Annotated in this window: 17 protein-coding genes; 10 read left to right on the forward strand and 7 right to left on the reverse strand. The window is 50.2% G+C overall.

The features are described 5' to 3' along the window. The first annotated feature begins 7 nt into the window (after positions 1–7). Entirely contained in the window at positions 8–853 is an 846-nt protein-coding gene (locus MKZ24_RS17485) for a GNAT family N-acetyltransferase (protein ID WP_340784946.1), read from the forward strand. 156 nt (positions 854–1,009) lie between these two features. Here the strand turns inward: MKZ24_RS17485 and MKZ24_RS17490 are convergent, their stop codons facing one another. Together MKZ24_RS17490 and MKZ24_RS17495 are read right to left on the reverse strand one after the other, a co-directional pair. After that, positions 1,010–1,765: a PIG-L deacetylase family protein gene (locus tag MKZ24_RS17490; RefSeq protein WP_340784950.1), complete on the reverse strand. Its 756-nt coding sequence runs from the start codon at positions 1,763–1,765 to the stop codon at positions 1,010–1,012. Positions 1,766–1,808: 43 nt separating this feature from the next. Then, complete coding sequence (locus tag MKZ24_RS17495) at positions 1,809–3,146, reverse strand: MFS transporter (RefSeq protein WP_042237432.1); 1,338 nt, start codon at positions 3,144–3,146, stop codon at positions 1,809–1,811. A 317-nt stretch (positions 3,147–3,463) separates the two neighbouring features. Here MKZ24_RS17495 and MKZ24_RS17500 point away from each other — a divergent pair, with 317 nt between their 5' ends. The 4 genes from MKZ24_RS17500 (at position 3,464) to MKZ24_RS17515 (ending at position 7,759) form a co-directional block, all read left to right on the forward strand. Further along, entirely contained in the window at positions 3,464–5,053 is a 1,590-nt protein-coding gene (locus MKZ24_RS17500; RefSeq protein ID WP_042237430.1) for a methyl-accepting chemotaxis protein, read from the forward strand. Positions 5,054–5,076: 23 nt separating this feature from the next. After that, positions 5,077–5,502, forward strand: coding sequence for a chemotaxis protein CheW (locus MKZ24_RS17505; protein WP_340784953.1), 426 nt, complete (start codon positions 5,077–5,079; stop codon positions 5,500–5,502). A 15-nt stretch (positions 5,503–5,517) separates the two neighbouring features. Next, the gene (locus tag MKZ24_RS17510; RefSeq protein ID WP_340784956.1) at positions 5,518–7,506 is read left to right on the forward strand and encodes a chemotaxis protein CheA; all 1,989 of its coding nucleotides are present in this window, start codon (positions 5,518–5,520) and stop codon (positions 7,504–7,506) included. A 79-nt stretch (positions 7,507–7,585) separates the two neighbouring features. Next, positions 7,586–7,759 carry a hypothetical protein gene (locus tag MKZ24_RS17515; protein WP_197072946.1) on the forward strand — a complete coding sequence of 58 codons (174 nt, stop codon included), beginning with the start codon at positions 7,586–7,588 and terminating at the stop codon, positions 7,757–7,759. 83 nt (positions 7,760–7,842) lie between these two features. Here the strand turns inward: MKZ24_RS17515 and MKZ24_RS17520 are convergent, their stop codons facing one another. Then, a complete protein-coding gene (locus MKZ24_RS17520; protein ID WP_340784959.1) occupies positions 7,843–8,211 on the reverse strand; it encodes a hypothetical protein in 369 nt (122 codons plus the stop codon). Positions 8,212–8,390: 179 nt separating this feature from the next. On the opposite strand from MKZ24_RS17520, the gene MKZ24_RS17525 reads away from it, so the two are divergent. Together MKZ24_RS17525 and MKZ24_RS17530 are read left to right on the forward strand one after the other, a co-directional pair. After that, complete coding sequence (locus tag MKZ24_RS17525; RefSeq protein ID WP_042237425.1) at positions 8,391–8,606, forward strand: hypothetical protein; 216 nt, start codon at positions 8,391–8,393, stop codon at positions 8,604–8,606. 161 nt (positions 8,607–8,767) lie between these two features. After that, positions 8,768–9,526: a CPBP family intramembrane glutamic endopeptidase gene (locus tag MKZ24_RS17530; RefSeq protein WP_042237423.1), complete on the forward strand. Its 759-nt coding sequence runs from the start codon at positions 8,768–8,770 to the stop codon at positions 9,524–9,526. A gap of 908 nt (positions 9,527–10,434) precedes the next feature. Here the strand turns inward: MKZ24_RS17530 and MKZ24_RS17535 are convergent. The 4 genes from MKZ24_RS17535 to MKZ24_RS17550 form a co-directional block, all read right to left on the reverse strand. Continuing rightward, complete coding sequence (locus MKZ24_RS17535) at positions 10,435–11,391, reverse strand: serine hydrolase domain-containing protein (RefSeq protein ID WP_042237422.1); 957 nt, start codon at positions 11,389–11,391, stop codon at positions 10,435–10,437. A 57-nt stretch (positions 11,392–11,448) separates the two neighbouring features. After that, positions 11,449–12,009 carry a hypothetical protein gene (locus MKZ24_RS17540; protein ID WP_231637681.1) on the reverse strand — a complete coding sequence of 187 codons (561 nt, stop codon included), beginning with the start codon at positions 12,007–12,009 and terminating at the stop codon, positions 11,449–11,451. A gap of 239 nt (positions 12,010–12,248) precedes the next feature. Beyond that, positions 12,249–13,241 (reverse strand): anti sigma factor C-terminal domain-containing protein, encoded by a 993-nt coding sequence (locus MKZ24_RS17545; protein WP_340784964.1) that lies wholly within the window; start codon positions 13,239–13,241, stop codon positions 12,249–12,251. Beyond that, positions 13,242–13,736 carry an RNA polymerase sigma factor gene (locus MKZ24_RS17550; RefSeq protein WP_042237418.1) on the reverse strand — a complete coding sequence of 165 codons (495 nt, stop codon included), beginning with the start codon at positions 13,734–13,736 and terminating at the stop codon, positions 13,242–13,244. Positions 13,737–13,900: 164 nt separating this feature from the next. Between MKZ24_RS17550 and MKZ24_RS17555 the strand changes: the two genes are divergently transcribed. The 3 genes from MKZ24_RS17555 to MKZ24_RS17565 all read left to right on the forward strand — a co-directional run bounded on the left by MKZ24_RS17555 (position 13,901) and on the right by MKZ24_RS17565 (position 16,036). Then, positions 13,901–14,482: a GNAT family N-acetyltransferase gene (locus MKZ24_RS17555; RefSeq protein ID WP_042237416.1), complete on the forward strand. Its 582-nt coding sequence runs from the start codon at positions 13,901–13,903 to the stop codon at positions 14,480–14,482. Positions 14,483–14,628: 146 nt separating this feature from the next. Continuing rightward, positions 14,629–15,186, forward strand: coding sequence for a polymer-forming cytoskeletal protein (locus MKZ24_RS17560; protein WP_042237415.1), 558 nt, complete (start codon positions 14,629–14,631; stop codon positions 15,184–15,186). A 169-nt stretch (positions 15,187–15,355) separates the two neighbouring features. Continuing rightward, entirely contained in the window at positions 15,356–16,036 is a 681-nt protein-coding gene (locus MKZ24_RS17565) for a hypothetical protein (RefSeq protein ID WP_340784971.1), read from the forward strand. The last annotated feature ends 54 nt before the right edge of the window (positions 16,037–16,090 follow it).

Raw genomic sequence — 16,090 nt, forward strand, 5'->3', positions numbered from 1 at the left:
GGAGAAAATGATGCTGAAGCTGGATAGCCGTGACTATGCCCTGGCTCTGCCGCTGTTAAGCCAAGTGAAGATCAATACCCTGTTCGCAGAAGCAGTACTCAAGGGCCAGACCACCGGCACTGTTTACGTGGATAATGTGCAGAACCCCCGTACCTTTTATGTGGCTCATGACTATGGGATGTCGCTGGTCTATGGGGATTCGGGCAATGAGGCGTTTAACCGGAGCTTATATGATTATATTACCAACCAGTCAGGGGACAGGCAGTCCCCGGAATGGCTGCAGGGTGATCCGGCAGGTGGCTGGTCTCCGCTGGTGGAGTCAATAATTACAGCGCATAACGCACTGTTAAATGCGGTCGAGCCCGGTCCTGAAACGGCTGATACACGGAGGATGTACACTCATACCAGAGTGAATTTCACCTTTGACCCGGAAGTCTACCACAGTGCTAAGGAGCAATGGTTCCGGAAGGATGCAGTAATTGTTCCGATGACTGCCGGGCAGTTTGACGGGCAATCAGGTGCTGTGATTCCGCGTTATTTCTGGAGAGATGCAGAGCATTTCCTAAGTACAGGCATAGGGTACACCCTGCTCTGGGAGGGGGAGAGCGCCTCTAATGCGTTCTCGGCGTACCGTACAGCGGATCAGCTGGAGATTGGGATTGAATCGGCAGCGGGCCACCGGGGGCAGCATTTTGCCTTCTCCGTATGTTCCGCACTGATTGATTACTGCCTGGAGCACGGGCTGGAGCCGGTGTGGGGCTGCCGCCAGGAGAATGAGGGTTCATATAGACTGGCTCAGAAGCTCGGCTTCAAACCGTCGTTGTACATCCCTTATTACCGCTTGGCCGAATGATTAAGAGACAGGGCGATATATCTAATGGACACGAAAAGGGCGCCGGCGGGCGTTCTTTTTTATTGAGTTTTCCGGAGATAATATTATCATTATCTAACGATATTGGGGTTTATCTCCTCGGCAAGCAGGAGGAAGCAGCTAAAGGCCTTGCAGATGTCAGATCAGCCGGGCATCCACGAAGCAATGCAGATGCAACGGGGACAGCAGCTTCAGGCCTTCGCCAAGCTCGAAGTCTTTGCCTTCGGCGAGCTGGCGGCCTTTTTCGCGGAAATAGATCCGGTACATCGCCAGAGTCTCCTCACTGAATTGGCTGCTGTGCAGGGCTAAGGCTGCGAACTTCCGCTCGAAGTGCTCTGTAATGTCAACCACCGTATTCGGCTCCGAGGTGAAATAGAAACCAATGGCCTTCGGCTGCCAGGGGCGGGTGCTTGTCCCCCGGGGATACAGCGGAAGTCCGGACGACAGGAAGGCCTGGGCTGCGGCTCTGCCTGTAACGATATGATCATAATGTGCCTCATAGCTCAGCCACGGATCAGGACAGAGGATAACATCCGGCTGCACGGTACGGATGATCCCGGCAATCTCTTCTGCCAGCGCCGGAATATGCTCCAGGGTGCCGTCGCCGTGGGCCAGCTGATGGAACACTGTGGCACCCAGCAACCGCCCTGCGGCTTCCAGCTCACGTGCGCGGACGGCTGCAATCTCGGCAGAAGACAAATGCTCGTCCACCGCACCGAGATCCCCGTTCGTCACGGTTAAATAATGAATCTCGCAGCCCCGCTCCGCCAAAGAGGCGATTGTCCCGCCGATGCCCACCTCATTATCATCCGGGTGCGGCTGTACGCATAATATTCTGCGGCAGCCTGTCAGATCGGGAGGGGACATCAGTGCGGCCATAGTGGATATATCCATGTTCATGATCACTCCTTATATTAGATAAATGCCTGGGTCCCTTCTATACGGACCGGGTATTCTCCAAATCATTCAGTGTCTGCAGCCGCTGCTTGTCACTGATATTGTAGAACAGAATCGGCAGAATTGCGGCCAGGAAACAGAGGGCGGGCAAGAGAAACATCACGAAGCTGAGCCCCTGCTGGAGCCTTGGAGTCGACGGCTGATTCTCAACATAGCTAAGCAAGCCCAGACTTGCACCGATAATGAGCCGTGACAATGCCCCGCTGAATTTAGTAACAAAGGTGTTCGTGGAGAACACAATCCCCTCGCCCCGGAAGCCCAGCTTCCACTCCGAATAATCTATGGTATCCAGCAGCATTGATGTGCTCACAATGGTTGTCATGCCCGAGAAGAAGAAGCTGACCGCGAAGAACACCAGCGTGGTCAGAACATTGTGGTCACCGAGAAGATAAGGCAGGATGCAGGACAAGCTCCCCAGTATGCAGGAGAGGATGAATACCTTCTTCTTGGAGAAGCGGCGCAAAAGCGGCGGCGTAGCCGTCATTCCCAGCAGCATGCCTACAACAAGACTAATCCCGACCTGGGTTGCATAACCGGCATCCCCCCAGACATAGACCACATAATACAGCTGGATGCTCTGCCGGATGCCGTTAACCAGATTGATAATCAGCAGCGAGGCAAGCAGGGTGAGCAGCGGTTTATTTTTATACACCGTTTGCAGATTTTGCCGGAACGAGATCTTCACGGGAGAAGGGGCGACCCTTTCCCTGGTAAGAATTCCGGTCAGGAAAATAGAGAAAGCGGCAATGATTCCTATAATAATTGCGGAATACAGATAAGCTTGTGTGCTCCGTTCACCGCCGAAGGCCAGCAGCAGCTGGATACCGCCGACTGTGATCACGACCGCACCGAGGGTTCCGCCGATTTTGCCTAAAGTGACGAACAATGTCCGTTCACCCGGTTCTGTAGAAATGACGGACGACAAGGCCCAAAGTGGCGTGTCACAGACTGTATACAGCATCCCCCAGAGCAGATACGATACGGTGGCGATCACCAGCGTCGTTGTAGAGGAGCCTCCGAAGTCCCAGAAGCAGACGATGGTTGCCAGCGCAATCAGGAAGGGGGCGAACAGCAGATAAGGCCTGAATTTGCCCCACCTGGAGCGTGTTTTGTCGGTAATCATGCCCATCAGCGGATCAAGACAAGCATCGAAGATGCTCGCCACTACCAGTATGACGCTGGCAGTAGTCGCCGGAATACCCAGCAGATCCGTGTAGAAGAACAGAATATACATCGACATGAAGCTGTACAGCATATTCTGGCCCAGCAAGCCGCCGGAGAACACCATTTTCTCAGCCAAAGGTACTTTTGTTGTCAATGGGCAGTCCTCTTTTCGTTGTGTATATGTAGGGTTGTACCATTTACTAATTATGTTTATTTATAACTTTTTTTGATGTTCTGTCAAGCTGAATATAGCTAACGCTGCCGGCGGGATAACCGTTACATAGAGACAATGTGGAAGCGCATTACAGAAAATAAATTAAAAATTTAATAAAGCAAAAATTATATATTAACTATTTAACGAAAAATGTCGAAATATAGCTGATGTGTCCGGCTGATGGGGGAGTGTATGGGTGAATACAACAGGATTACGGCAGGATGGACACTAAGAAGTTAACCACAGGGGGAAATCACATGAAATGGTTCGGAAACATGAAAACAGCAACAAAAATTATCTCAGCTTTTATGGTGGTCTCTTTAATTCTGGCGGGACTCGGGGTGTATTCCATTTTCTCGCTGAGCAGCAGTAATCAGAATATGAAGGCCATGTATAACAACAATCTGATTTCGGTCAGAGATCTGTCTGCTGTCAAAATCAATTATCAGGTCATCCGGGTATATATACGCGATATGAGCAACACCACAGATGCAACCCAAATTGCCGGTTATCAGGACAAGATTGAATCTTCCCGGCAGGATCTGATCCAGAAGGTGGACAATTACCGTCCGCTGGCCACGACCGGCACGGAGAAAGAGCTGCTGAACGATTTTGACAAGGAGTATGAGGTCTATCTGAAGCTGTTTGAGGAAGCGCTTGCCCTGGCTGAACTGGATGATCCAGCTCAATTTAATACTTTCCTGACGACCCAATTGAATGCGCAGGGAGAGAAAGTGCTTGAGAACCTGGATGGTCTGATCGAATTTAACGTGGAGCTGGCCGATGAAGCGAACCGCCACTCCCAATCAGCCTATTCCTCGGCGCTGGTGATTACCATTTCAGTTGTCGCGGCTGCTGTAATCATCAGCATTCTTATAGGTTACCTGATCGCCAGATCCATCTCCAAACCGCTTATGCAGATGCTGCGGCTGGCCTCAGAGGTGGCCAGCGGTAATTTGACCCAGCAATCCGATATTTCCACCAAGGATGAAGTGGGCCAACTGGCTGCTGCGCTGAACCGGATGGTTCATAACCTGAAGGACCTGATCAACGGGATTGTTATGAATTCACAGAGTGTAGCTGCGTCTTCCGAGCAAATCTCAGCAAGTACCCAGGAAATCGCCAGTACCAGCACGAACCAGTCTGCGGCGGCAACGAACATTACCGAACTGTTCAAGGAGCTGTCGCTGGCTATTGATTCCGTAGCCTCCAGCGCAGAGGAAGCGGCGGAGCTGTCGAATGAGACGGTGCGCACAGCCCGGGAAGGCGGATACGTGGTTGAGACCTCGCTGCACGGAATGCAGACCGTCAATCACCAGATGAAACAGCTCGAAGAGGATTCCGGCAAAATCGGAGACATCATCGAAGTGATTGATGATATTGCCGAGCAGACCAATCTGCTGGCTTTGAATGCGGCGATTGAAGCTGCTCGTGCCGGAGAGCAGGGCCGCGGCTTCGCAGTGGTGGCGGATGAAGTCCGCAAGCTTGCCGAGCGCAGCAGTGATGCCACGAAGGAAATCACGAAGATCATCAAGGCCATGCAGGAGAATACGAAGCAAAGCGTCCGGGCAGTAGCGGAAAGCGTTGAGCAGTCTTCGATGACCAGCCAGGCCTTTGAACAGATTATCAGTATGGTTAATACTTCTTCACTCAAAGTGAATGAAATTGCTGCCGCCTGTGAAGAGGAATCCGCTCAGGCAGCCGAAGTGATGAGCTCGGTCCAGTCCATTGCCGCCTCCAGCGAGGAATCCGCAGCGGCTTCAGAGGAAACGGCAGCTACCTGCCAGGCTCTGGCCCTCTTATCCGAGGATTTAGCCCAGTCGGCTGCTGCGTTCAAGACTCATTAATTCTACAGACTGAAGGTGAAGCCATGTCATCCTTACAGAAGGAACAGTATATCGAGCTTGCTGTAGGAGCCGAAACCTGCGCAATCCGTATCGAAGAGATTCATGAAATTATCAAAATGCTCAGCATCACAGATATCCCTTTTACCCGGAATGAAGTGAAGGGTGTGGTCAATCTGCGCGGTAAAGTGGTCAGCGTAATGAGCCTGCGCAATTTGCTGGGGATGGCGGATGAGCCATACACCCGGAATACAAGAATTATTGTGGTCAACTACCGGGAGGAGTTCGTGGGTCTCATTGTGGATAAGGTCAATAAAGTGACTACGTACGCTGAGATCCACCCTCCTGCGGGCGGGCATAGCCGCAGCCGCGAAGCGGTTTTCCACGGGATTGGTCAACGGGATGATCAGCTGATTGGCATTCTCAAGCTCGAGGAAATATTGGGCGGTTAGGAAGGGGAACAAGTAATGATGATGGAACTATCTGCCTACCGCGATATTTTTATAGAAGAGCTGAATGAGCAACTGGAGCGGATCGACCAATCCCTGCTCACGCTGGAGCATGCACCGGCACCTGAGCTAGTCCAGACAATATTCCGCGCAGCCCACACCATCAAGGGCTCAGCCTCAACCATGGGCTTCCGTGAAATGAGCGATCTGACGCATGAGGTTGAATATGCCCTTGAATGGGTCCGGGAGAAGAAACCGGAGATTACCGGAAAGCTGATTGATACGCTCTTCCGGGCGCTCGACGCCATGAAGCTGCTTCGCACCCAATATATCAGCGGCGGTGATTACGCCGACTGCAGCGCCGTCGTTGCGGAGATTAAGGCATTGATTAATCTGCCGGCTGAACCACAGCCGGTCCGGTTGCCCGTCTTAAGTCCGGCGGAGAGGCTCCTGGCCGAAGAAGCCGTGGTTGCCGGGTACTCGCTGCTGTCCGTTGCGGTAACGCTCAAAGAGGAGTGCCTGATGAAGGCGGCACGGCATTATATGCTGCTGCAGCGTATCGAAGATGTATGCGGTAAGGTCGTTGCTGTCGCGCTGGCGGCAGCAGCGGCCATCGGAGCAGATGAAGACTCGCGTTACATCCGGTTTGCAGTAGTGGCCGCTGCCGGCAAAGATATTCAGCAGATATCAGAACAGCTGGCGGGTGATTCTGACGTCCAGAGTATTGCCGTCACTCCATTCGTGCCCGGTCCCGAAACGGTTACTGGCGCGGCGGCGGTTGAACCGTCACTGGCGGGGCCTCCGTCTTCCCCGAACATGGAAAGGGGGAACAGTACCCAGCCGACGGTAAGGGTAAGTGTGGAACGTCTGGACCATCTGATGAATCTGGTAGGCGAACTGCTGATCGAGCAGACCTCGCTGGCCGATCTGAGTGCAGCCGGCCTGCGGAATGATCCGGCTAAGGTATTGCCGGGTATAGGCGGAGTGTCGGATCATATGGGCACTATTATCAAGGAGCTGCAGGAAGGTGTAATGAAGACCCGGATGCTTCCGATAGATCAATTGTTCAACCGGTTTCCGCGTCTGGTCCGGGATCTGGCCCATAAGCTGGGGAAGGAGATTGAACTCCTGATCCAGGGAGGCGAGACCGAGCTCGACCGGATGATTATAGAAGAGCTGAGTGATCCGTTGATCCATTTGATCCGCAACAGCACCGATCACGGGATTGAAAGTCCGGAAGCCCGCGTAGAACGCGGGAAATCCCCCAAGGGTATGATTACACTCACCTCTTTTCATGAGGAGAATCAGGTGGTTATCCGCCTGGAGGACGACGGGCAGGGCATAGATGCCGGCAGAATTAAAGCCTCCGCACTTAGCAAAGGCATCATCACTGAAGAACAGGCCGGGTTCTTAACGGCTCAAGAAGCCATCCACCTGATCTTTGAGCCCGGCTTCTCAACGGCTGCCGAAGTAAGTGAGGTGTCGGGCCGGGGGGTGGGGATGGATATCGTACGCAGCCAGATTGGACGGCTTAACGGCATCATTGATATCGAAACGGTACCGGGCCAAGGGACTGTGTTCATAATCCGTCTGCCGCTTACACTGGCCATCATTAAGGGGCTGCTGGTGAATGTATCCGGCCGGGTGCTGATCCTTCCCATGTATAATGTAGCGGAAATAGTGCGTATCGCCCCCGAAGACATTCAGATCATTCAAGGTGAACAGGCGATTATTAACCACGGGCGGATTGTGCCGCTTTCCTGGCTTCGAGACAAGCTGCATTACCCGCGGACCGAGCGCAGCTCCAAGACCATCCCGCTGGTGATTGTCCGGTCCGTGGACCGGATCGCCGCCTTTGCCGTCGATGAGATCATTGGTAATCAGGAGGTGGTCATTAAGTCGCTGGGTGTGTATTTGGGGACGATGAATCATCTCTCCGGGGCAACAATTCTGGGGAATGGGCGGGTTGCGCTGATTCTGGATGCCTCCTATCTGGTCAGCCATTAATTTCATTGCTGCAGGATTTGTATAGAAAACGCTGTAGTTGTGAAAAATATGGAAAGACGTACCAGAAAGGGGTGGAGAGTTGGATATTACGCTGGCTTCAGATGAAGTTATCAGTCGGATCAAGCAGCTTCAGTCTGGTGGAGGTACCGTAAACAAGAAACAGGTCAAGCAGCAGGATCCGGAGTTAATGCGCAGTGCGCTGCATTATTTTCCGAGCTGGGAACATGCCTTGAAGAACGCCGGATTGCTGTAATTGAATCAGATGCGCAAAAAACCGGAAGCTCCGCAGCACACTGCGATTCTTCCGGTTTTTTGCGTGCCGCCAGCTGAATAGGGTTACTTCTTGTGCGGTACAGCCTTGGGGCTCTTGATCTGCAGCTCGATGGCCTGCTGATTCAGCTGCAGCTCATCCATATAGGCTTTGACCTTCATTTGCAGCTTGTGCAGCATTAGGATATGCATATCATGAATACGGTCTTCGATACAGAATGCCGAACAAGCCAGATATCCATCTGTATAGGATTTGGTATCATCCACTACCGTATTCAATTTTTCTTTGTAAATCCGCTTTACAGGGCCGCTTTCGGGTTTGATTTCATAGTAGCGGTTCGTTTCCGTCAGCAGTCTCCAATGAGTGACATCGACATCATATTCATCCTTCTCCAGCTGGACGGTTACTTTAAAGATTTTAATAGGACTGTTCATGTTGAGCGAAACCTCCTGCAACCCCCATACGTATGTTCAATTCTCACTATAGGACTCAGAGATTATAGCATGCGTCAGCCGTATTTCCCACTGGAATATTAGGTAAAGTGATGTGATATATTGCAGTAGCTATTACAATGTAGGATATGACAATACGGTTATTTTAAGGAGAGATTGTATTGAAAAAGCTCATCATCGTAAACGGTACAATGGGCGTTGGCAAGAGTTCATCAGCACTCAGGCAGCGGATGCAGGAAGATCATAGAACGGAGGAGCAGATCAATCGGAGTCTGGAACGGATAAGAACTTATGCAGGAATGCATTCACATACGGTGGATACAAGTGAGATGGGGCTGGATGAAGCAGTTCTGCTGATTAAAAACAGATTGTTGTAGAAGGCGGCAAGTCAGCGGATGAATCCATTCATGTGTTCGCTAGTAGAGGAATGAGAACTGCAGTGAAAATTGTAGTATATTTCCAAGGGATCGTTTACAATAAATCCATTATTGTCCTTGGATGACAATGATGAAACCAACTACATAAAAGGAGATAAGAGATGAAGAACACCGCTGCCAAAGGACACCCTGTTATTTTCTCGCTGATGCTGGGAGTCGTCCTGACCTTTCTAGTTTCAGTAGCATCTGCAGTAGCATCCATTCAGGAGTTTGGAGACATGGGGATAAGGAATGCCCAGGCCTGTGCTTTCCTGGTTATGGCCATCATCGTTACTGTATATATGAAGCGGAAGGATTCCTCACTAGTGAGATTCGGCTTCCGCAAGCTTGACGCCAAGCAGGCCAAACCTGTGCTGTTCTACATCCCCCTGCTGATTCTTGCGGTAGCCCAGCCGGTTATGGCTGGAATCAATGTGAAGATGACGGCGGCTGAAGTGATCAGTATCGTGATCATGACGATGATTGTGGGGTATACTGAGGAATCCATTTTCCGGGGAATCATCAGAGATAAGCTGAAGCATAAGGGCCCTGTATTTTATATTATTTTCTCGTCCGTATTCTTTGGTGTTCTACATATGGTCAATGCGTTTGGCGGAAAAGATATCATAAGCACACTTCTCCAGGTTGCCAATGCACTGCTGCTGGGCTGCGTCCTCGCCTTACTGATTGAGGCAGGCAACAATATCATTCCGCTGATCGCCTTTCATTTCATTTATGATGCTCTGGCGATGGTCAGCAATGACAATGTGGAGAATGAGGTTCTTTTTGTGGGTATTCTGAATATCATGTACTTAATTTATGGTATCTATCTGTTAGTGGTCTTGACCCGGCGGAATGAAAATAATAGTCTGTCCATGTAAATAAACCGGCCGGCATTCTGAAATTTATCCCGAATGCCGGCCGGAAATCTGTTCAATGATAACGCATACATGACATGGATACAGCATGCGGGAGCAAATAATCTTTACAAAGAGTAATCGTTAGACATGGGCATTCTGCTCATAAAGAGTGGGGAATATCAAGGATAATGACGGGATATGCAGTTTTTTGAAGTTTTAAATTTTATCGATCCCAGTGTATAATGTAGACATCACCAAAGGAACCACAAGCAACAATATACAGGTGGTAACCACAGGTGATTGCCTCATTCCTAAATTTAGCAATGAATGAAGGAAAGGAGAGAATCCCGATGTACTAGCGTTAGCGAAGCGTGCCGGAATCGGCTGCTGATAGGGAAGGTGGATGATAACATCTTCTGGCAGATCGTGGGTATGCGGGAACCCAAGAGCAAATCTTTGAAGATGAACCAAAGCTATTCATTCAAGCAAGAGTAATCTTGCGGAAGAAAGAGCGTGATTCCGTTGAAAAAGGTTAGCGAAGCGTACTAAAACGATTCTTCACAGCAGGAAAAGCGTCCGTGAAAACGTTTTTCGTGAAATCGTGTACGCGGGAATCCACCCCATATGCAGGACATGGAGCAACACTCCGAATAGGAGCGAACGGGCAACACGGTAATATGAAATTAGAACAATCACCATGTCAGGGATATGGCTTTGTTACCAGGAGGAAATGATTGAAGTGAATACAGGAATTAACACATAAATCCCCGTGCCTCAAGCAATCAGGCAGCGGGGATTTATGCGTATATACATAAGCTGCTCCATTTCGCCCTTCCGGCTGAAATGGAGTTTTTTGAATTTCTTCAGCGTACAGGAAGAAGGCGGGGAGCTGCTTGGTTTCACCGGAGAGGCAGCTTATTTGCAAGCTGCTAAAGTCCGCTTGGATTCATAAGCTGCGGTGCGATATACTCGCCGAATACGTCAGGCGGCGGATTGTTGCGGCCCCGCATATTGTCCCGGGTCAGCACGACCACCGTCTCAAGCTCCGGCAGTACATATACAAACTGCCCTGCATAGCCCCGTGCATAATAATAATCCACCGCAGCAGACTCTCCGGTTCTGGTATCACCTGCTATTGAGTCTGTCCACCAGTGCCAGCCGTATCCGCCATGGCGGGGCGGCTCAGTCTGCATAGCGGGCTGTGCCGAACGTGCTACCCATTCGCTGGAAATAATCTGCGAATTCTCCCAGACTCCCTGCTGTAAATACAGCTGTCCGAAATTCAGCAGGCTGGCAGGCCCCAGCTTCAACCCGTATCCGCCCGTATGGATGCCTTGGGGATCACTCTCCCACTCATACTCCGTAATTCCGAGAGGTCCGAAGAGATATTGCTCGGCGAATCTTGCTGTGCTCATTCCTGAAGCCTGCACCACAATAGACGACAGTAATTGCGATATCCCTGAGTTGTACTCCATCCGGGTACCCGGTTCATCCGCAAGCGGCTGCTCCAGTACATAGTTCACCCAATGGGGGGAACGGGTCATCTTGGGGAAGGAATTCGCGCCGCCGAATTCGGTCCAGCGAAAGCCGGCAGACATGGTGAGCAGCTGTCCGATTGTAATTTGCTGCTTGCGTGTATCAGCGTCACGGCTGAGCTGCGGGAAGAATTCGCTGATAGGAGCCGAAGGACCGGAAAGCTGGCCTTGGTCCATCGCGATGCAGACCAGCGCGGAGAGTATGCTCTTGGTGCAGGAGTTGATCTTGGCAATCTCGGAAGAAGTGCGCTGATCTCTATAATGTTCAAAGATCAGACGGCCCTGCTGCTGGATCAGACAGCTCCGCAGGTTCAGCGGCTCAAGGGAGTCGGAAAGTGCTGACAGGTTCATAGTTGTGTCCTTTCGTGAAACACACCCGGCCACCGTATGAACGGTGGCCGGGTGGTTCTAATGTAATCCGAAATGCGCCTCAATTCTGGACAGCATCTCTTCTTTGGTAGTATGGGCATTTCTTATATAGTGCTGCACGTGATGCTGTCTTGCCTGCTGCAGAGAACGATGTGTATTCTCAATGATACCATCCAGCGTCTCACGCTTAGCCCGTTCCGGATCGGATAGATCAGGGAAGAGATCCAGCATTCCCCGCAGATGATCACGGTTGAAGTAGTCCCTGCGGATCAGCTCGTCCTCCGCATACACATATACGATCCGCTCGTCACCAGCTATAGCCCGCAGAAATTCCGGTGCAATATCCGTGTCCACCACAATAGGCTTGGCATTACCCATCTGCAGCAGCTCGAGAATGATAAATTCTACGCTTTCTTCCGCAGCAGACACCAGCCACTGGTTCCTGTCGTTATCCGGTCCAAGGAAATACCATTCCCAGTCAACGAAATACCTGAGAATCGCCGGATGGTCCTGCGGATTAGCCAGCTGCTTATATTCAAACGAATGATCATCGGAAGAATAATAATTCATTCCCCACTTGGCGGATATCAATTCGGCCATGGTGCTTTTACCCCCGCACGGCCCTCCGCAAATCCAATACACATGCTTCAGATATTGTTTCAATAAACGGTCTGAAATTTTCAACTTTCATTCCCCCTGTAAATGATTACTGAAGAGCGGGGGATACTCTGATTCTGCTTGCATGAAATGTCCAGGTCGCCGGCATCTGCTTACACCACCTTTGAAGGATTCCTTTGTATTATCTCAGTCTGCTGTATAGATGTCCAATCCAAGGCAGCTTAGTCAGGAAGCGAGGTGGTATCAGAGACAACACCGAAGGTTGATCCTTTGATATAAGCCTGGTTCTGCAGAGCTTCCAGCTGTTTAGCGGTGCCGGTTACGACTGCGCCAATGATTGTGATATCCTCCGGCTCCAGAATATCATTATCCCCGGCCAGGCTCTGATGAACCTGATCTGCTTCCCAGGTGAAGTTCCTGCCGTGCTTGCGCAGCTGCTCGACACTGTTAATGAAGGAGTCCACACCGCCGTAAGGAGCGAACTGCTCGCCGTGAAATCCGTAGATAATCATCGAATCAGCCGCGATGGTTTGCCGCGTTTCCTTCAGGTATTTTTTATAAGAGGGGGTATATGCATCCGTCCAGAACCAGACAGGCTGCACCCCGGCAGGGATAAGCTTCCGGGTCTCTTCCAGCGTATAGGCTTGGTCAAAAGACAAAGCCAGCTCCACAAGTGTATCGTCTTCCAGCTGCTTCAGCAGACTGATGCTGTCCTCGTACGTTTCATAAGCGATCTCCGGATGGTAAAAGATCATTTCCCGGTCCCCTGTGGCAGAGTTGTAACGGTGTGTGGATGCTGTGCTCAGCTGTTCCGGCAGAGAAATCGCTCCGAATGCGCCATACCTGCCGGTGGAGCGGCCCAGCAGATTATAGGATTCCTCGATGGGCTGCCAGATATAAGGCTTATTTCCCAGCCATTTGTAAGTCTGATTGTAGGTTTCGCCGCCAAAGCTATCTAATTTCACCGACTGGTTGCTGATGTGCACATTGGGGGCGCTGATCTCATTTTTCCAGAGAATCTCTGATTGTACCTTGCTGCCCTGATACAGCCTCAAATGGTAGAGGCCATACCAGATAACGGCGAGAATAATGGGGGTTACGATAACAATGATGCCAATGGTCTTCAGGGTGGAGCGGAGTCTGGCTTTGTGAATGAGCTGCTGAGCCTGCTTCCCTCCGAAAATAAACTGGTCCTGTTCTTGATTCTGTTCCATTTATTGACCCTCCCTATAGTGTTTGATGAATTGGTTTTTGGCGCGCGTAACATGAGTCTTGAGCGTATTCTCATTCATACCGTACAGGGATGAGAGCTCCTTGTAGGTCAGGTTCAGCTCATATTTGAGAATCAGCAGCTCCTGATGCTGCTCAGAGAGCAGAGACAGTGTGTCGCGGATATTCTGTGCGGTTTCCCGCCTCAGCAGCTGAATCTCCGGCAGATGGGTCAAAGAAAGAAGCTGAATGTCGTCAACATCGACCGTGGGATGGCGTTTATCTTTCCTCTTAAGATCATAGAATTGATTAGTTGCTACCCGGAACATCCAGCCCATGACTTGTTTCGGGCCGATGCCATCCTGATAGATTAAGTATTTATAACAGGTGTCCTGAACGATATCTTCAGCATCCTCGCGGGCGAGTCCGCGTTTTCTCAAGTACCGGTATAGCAAAGTTCCGGCTTGCTGCAGAAAGTGATGAATGGTTTCTTTGGCCATGTCCTGCCCCCTTCCCCTATACAACGCTAAGCTCCGTGAAAAGTTTACAGCAGCCGTTACATCCAGTATTCCTTAATTATAAATGTTCACTACCGGCAACCGCCTCACCTATTCAGTTAATATAATATCAGTATGTAAAATATTAGCTGCATCGGAGGGTATCTATGTATCAGGATAAGGAATTGGTGATCCGGCCCATAGCTGAAGGGGATCTGTTCAGACTGTGGGAGCTCTCACATAAAGAGGAAGCACCGGAGTGGAAGAAATGGGATGCGCCTTACTACGAACACAAGCGGATTCCGTGGGAAGAGTATTATGGGAACAGAGCGGAGATTGTTGGATGCGGAAATAATTGGGTAATAGAAGTAGAGGGCGAGGTTATAGGCGACGTCAGTTACTATTGGGAGCATAAGCCATCCTTATGGCTGGAAATGGGCATTATCATCTATGATCCGGCATATTGGAGCAGTGGTTACGGGACAAAAGCTCTCAGGCTATGGATCGGTCATCTGTTCAATGCTTATCCGCTGGTCCGTGTAGGCTATACCACATGGTCCGGGAATGTGCGGATGATTAGGACCGGGGTGAAATTAGGCATGACGATGGAAGCAAGACTCCGGAAATGCCGGTACTACGACGGGCAATTCTATGATTCTATTCGAATGGGACTGCTTAGAGAGGAGTGGGAGGCCTTAGAATTGAAAGGATCAGCCGCTGAAGGTTCGCGTACAAAATTAGACAAATAAGCATGAAATGCCTGCATTTTGCACGATATGAAACAATCAAAATGCTTGTTTGTGAAAAAAGACACAAATTCGTGAAAACTATCACTTTGTTATCATAAAATTTTAATATATAATAAAGTTAATTAAAAGAAACAGGGGGAATAAAAATGAAATTATTCAAAGTTTTAGTAGTAGCAGGGGTATCCGCAGCATTGTTGTCGGGTTGTGGATCGAATAATAATGCAGCTAATGATGCAGGGGCAGCAGCAACTACAGCTCCAGCCACAGAGCAGACTGATGCAAAAAGCACGGCTTCGATCGTTAACCAGGCAGATGCCTTCACTGCTGCTGTAAGCGAAAGCGGCAACTGGATTATAGCGGTTCTGAACGATCTGACCGTGGACAAGGATGTTGTTGTAGCCGGTGAATTCCATGACAAAGGCGATGCAAGTGCAGCAATCTATCGTAAGCTTGCCCTGTATGCACAAGATGCAGACCACAAGGTTACAGCTACCTATACTCTGACAGCACCTAAAGTAACTGTGCAGAGCGAGAACTTCCGCGTTCAAGGCGGTACAATCAAAGGTGACGTATATGTAGAAGCTAACGGATTCAACCTGTACAAAGATGCTACCATCGACGGCAACCTGTACTATGCAAGTGAAGATGTGAAGGCTACTGCTGTGATCGAAGGCAAAGTAACCGGAGCAAATGAAGTTAAATAATTCAATCCTAATACAGCAGCTACATTAGTATATTGTATTGCAAACAGCCTGTAGACAGGCCCTCTGGGGCTGGCTCTATGGGCTTTTTTGTATTCTGTCCGGAAATATTCTATAGTATTATGGAAGGTATTGTAAGCGTAAACACATGGGACAGGGGATGCAATTATTCATGAAGAATAGCCGGAGATTGGGGATGGCTGCCGGAGTGATTCTAGTTTCCGTAGCCGTACTCTATTTACTTTTGTATATGTATGAAAGACCTGGCGGATGGTCTGACCAGCGGATGTCCCGCTTACTCGGAATGGAGCAGACCCTCCAAATTCCACTTGGCAAAAGTCCGGAAGAAGCTGTCCGGCTGTTCCGCGGCTCCGACTCGATGACAGTAATTCATCAGGAGCCTGCAGCCAGAGGGGAGCTGGTATTTCTTACCCGGGCGGGCCAGCAAGATAGCAATAATCTTCAAGTAGAGTATGTCCGCAAAACCTGGCTCGGATGGAAGTGGGTATGGGGAGGCGGCTACGGAATGGGCGGAGATCCGGACAGCTCTGCATTAAACTATATGTGTTTTCCTGAACTGGAGCATATTTCGACTCCATTTCCCATGGTGATCGGAGAAGTTCTGAACCCGTCCATTCAGCATATTACAGTCGAGCAGAAGGAGGCAGGGACGGATAAATCTGAGGCGAAGCTTATTAAAGTCGGATCAGACCGGACGATTTGGTTCGCTTTTCAGCCGGCTACGGCGGGTGTCCCGTTTGAGATTGAAGGACTTGATGAAGCGGAGGGAATGATTGCATCCAAAATAATAACAGACGCAAGAGACAGCGGAGCGATTCCGCTTGGTAAATGAAAATAAAAGTGTGGGGGCACTCTCACCCCCTTCGATGATGGAAGTGTTGCACAA

The organism is Paenibacillus sp. FSL R7-0297, assembly GCF_038009025.1.
Classification (GTDB): Bacteria; Bacillota; Bacilli; order Paenibacillales; family Paenibacillaceae; genus Paenibacillus_AQ.

Excerpts from the sequence above, each read along its gene's own strand:
- MKZ24_RS17550 (WP_042237418.1), bottom strand. The coding sequence starts at position 13,736 with ATGGCCAAAGAAACCATTCATCACTTTCTGCAGCAAGCCGGAACTTTG.
- MKZ24_RS17535 (WP_042237422.1), bottom strand. The coding sequence starts at position 11,391 with ATGAACCTGTCAGCACTTTCCGACTCCCTTGAGCCGCTGAACCTGCGG.
- MKZ24_RS17530 (WP_042237423.1), top strand. The coding sequence starts at position 8,768 with ATGAAGAACACCGCTGCCAAAGGACACCCTGTTATTTTCTCGCTGATG.
- MKZ24_RS17490 (WP_340784950.1), bottom strand. The coding sequence starts at position 1,765 with ATGGATATATCCACTATGGCCGCACTGATGTCCCCTCCCGATCTGACA.
- MKZ24_RS17555 (WP_042237416.1), top strand. The coding sequence starts at position 13,901 with ATGTATCAGGATAAGGAATTGGTGATCCGGCCCATAGCTGAAGGGGAT.
- MKZ24_RS17560 (WP_042237415.1), top strand. The coding sequence starts at position 14,629 with ATGAAATTATTCAAAGTTTTAGTAGTAGCAGGGGTATCCGCAGCATTG.
- MKZ24_RS17545 (WP_340784964.1), bottom strand. The coding sequence starts at position 13,241 with ATGGAACAGAATCAAGAACAGGACCAGTTTATTTTCGGAGGGAAGCAG.
- MKZ24_RS17510 (WP_340784956.1), top strand. The coding sequence starts at position 5,518 with ATGATGATGGAACTATCTGCCTACCGCGATATTTTTATAGAAGAGCTG.
- MKZ24_RS17565 (WP_340784971.1), top strand. The coding sequence starts at position 15,356 with ATGAAGAATAGCCGGAGATTGGGGATGGCTGCCGGAGTGATTCTAGTT.
- MKZ24_RS17500 (WP_042237430.1), top strand. The coding sequence starts at position 3,464 with ATGAAATGGTTCGGAAACATGAAAACAGCAACAAAAATTATCTCAGCT.
- MKZ24_RS17505 (WP_340784953.1), top strand. The coding sequence starts at position 5,077 with ATGTCATCCTTACAGAAGGAACAGTATATCGAGCTTGCTGTAGGAGCC.
- MKZ24_RS17485 (WP_340784946.1), top strand. The coding sequence starts at position 8 with ATGATGCTGAAGCTGGATAGCCGTGACTATGCCCTGGCTCTGCCGCTG.
- MKZ24_RS17540 (WP_231637681.1), bottom strand. The coding sequence starts at position 12,009 with ATGGCCGAATTGATATCCGCCAAGTGGGGAATGAATTATTATTCTTCC.
- MKZ24_RS17520 (WP_340784959.1), bottom strand. The coding sequence starts at position 8,211 with ATGAACAGTCCTATTAAAATCTTTAAAGTAACCGTCCAGCTGGAGAAG.